Source organism: Nocardioides sp., from assembly GCF_034670285.1.
GTDB lineage: Bacteria > Actinomycetota > Actinomycetes > Propionibacteriales > Nocardioidaceae > Nocardioides.
This window is the reverse complement of the sequence record NZ_JAXMNS010000584.1, coordinates 1-1,576: the sequence shown is the minus strand read 5'-3', so window position 1 is coordinate 1,576 and position 1,576 is coordinate 1. Positions and strand designations below refer to the sequence as shown.

At 64.7% G+C, this 1,576-nt stretch carries 3 protein-coding genes; all 3 read left to right on the top strand.

The genetic code is table 11. The features are described 5' to 3' along the window. The coding region (locus tag VOI19_RS19305) for a cell division protein SepF (protein WP_323794547.1) at positions 1-238 on the top strand (238 nt) is incomplete at its 5' end. A gap of 13 nt (positions 239-251) precedes the next feature. Then, positions 252-542 (top strand): YggT family protein, encoded by a 291-nt coding sequence (locus VOI19_RS19300; RefSeq protein WP_323794546.1) that lies wholly within the window; start codon positions 252-254, stop codon positions 540-542. Between the two features lie 152 nt (positions 543-694). Beyond that, a complete protein-coding gene (locus VOI19_RS19295; RefSeq protein WP_323794545.1) occupies positions 695-1,462 on the top strand; it encodes a DivIVA domain-containing protein in 768 nt (255 codons plus the stop codon). The last annotated feature ends 114 nt before the right edge of the window (positions 1,463-1,576 follow it).

Below are 1,576 nucleotides of genomic sequence, written 5' to 3'. Positions count from 1 at the left end.
CGCGCGCAACGTCGGGGAGAATTTCCGCGAGGGGACCCCGGTCATCATGAACCTCTCCGAGATGGACGACACCGACGCCAAGCGTCTCGTCGACTTCGCTGCCGGGCTGGTGTTTGCCACACGTGGCACCATCGAGCGCATCACCGCCAAGGTGTTCCTGCTCTCGCCGCCCAACGTCTCGGTTGCTGCCGAAGACAAGCAGCGAATCGTCGAGGGCGGCTTCTTCAACCAGAGCTAGGACGGTCTATCCGTTGCAGGTCCTCGGAGAGATTCTCCACGGCATCTTGTTCGCGTTCATCGGCTGTATGTGGATTCGTTTCATCGTCGACTGGGTGCAGGTCTTCGCGCGCTCCTGGAGCCCGCGAGGGATTCTGCTGATCGTCCTCGAGACCGTCTACTCGATCACCGACCCGCCGATCAAGGCCTTGCGGAAGGTGATTCCGCCGCTGCGTCTGGGCAACTTCGCCCTGGACCTGAGCTTCCTGATCGTGTTCATCGGTGCCTACATCCTGCTCAACCTGGTGGGCCAGTACCTCACCTGATCGCCTGTGGGCCACGCTGATCCCGGTGCTGATGGGTGACAGCCATGTCCCATGGGCGATGCCAGGTCACACCAGCCCCACCTAGGCGCTAAAGTGCTCCAGACCGTTCCATCACAGACCTTCCAACAACGACCAATGAATTGGGTGAAGTCATGCCGCTGACGCCTGAGGACGTGAGTAACAAGCGATTTACTCCCGTCCGGCTCCGTGAGGGCTACGACATGGGCGAGGTCGATCAGTTCCTCGACGAGGTCGAGGCCGAGCTCGCGCGGCTGACCTCGGAGAACAACGATCTCCGTACCAAGCTCGCCGCCGCGCAGTCCGGCTCGACCGTGACGGGGCCGATCCCGGTCCAGGCGCCGCAGAGCGAGCCGGTCCGTGCTCCCGAGCCGGCCGCGGCTCCCGAGCCGAAGCCGGAGGCGCCTGCCGCTCCGGTGGTCGCCGCTGTCGAGACGCCCGTCGAGACGATTCGCGTCGAGACCGTTCCGCAGGCGTCCAACGCTGCTGCCCGGCTGTTGGAGATCGCTACCCGCAACGCCGACGAGCTCGTCGACGAGGCCAAGAACGACGCCGACAAGATCGTCGGAGAGGCCCGCACCAAGGCCGAGCGACTCGACCACGAGTCCAAGGGTCGCGCCGACCGCCTCGAGGCTGACGCTCGTTCGCGCGCCCAGATGCTCGACACCGAGACCGCCGAGCGCCGTACGCAGCTCTTCGGCGATCTCGAGAAGGAGCGCGACAAGCTCGAGGTCGAGGTCGAGAACCTTCGTTCGTTCGAGCGTGAGTACCGCTCGCGCCTCAAGAGCTACTTCAGCCAGCAGCTTGAGGCTCTGTCGGGCAACGATGACCACGAGCCCTCCTCCGAGGACGTCGCGGCGCCCAAGCGCCTGCGCTCGATCCTCGACAAGGAAGAGAGCTGACCGCTCGCTGACCTGTTCCTGACGGCCGTCACCTCCGGGTGGCGGCCGTCAGGCTTTTTTGCAGGCTTGTCGCTGGGTGAGCCTCATTGAGACACGGTGCGGCACCCGATAACG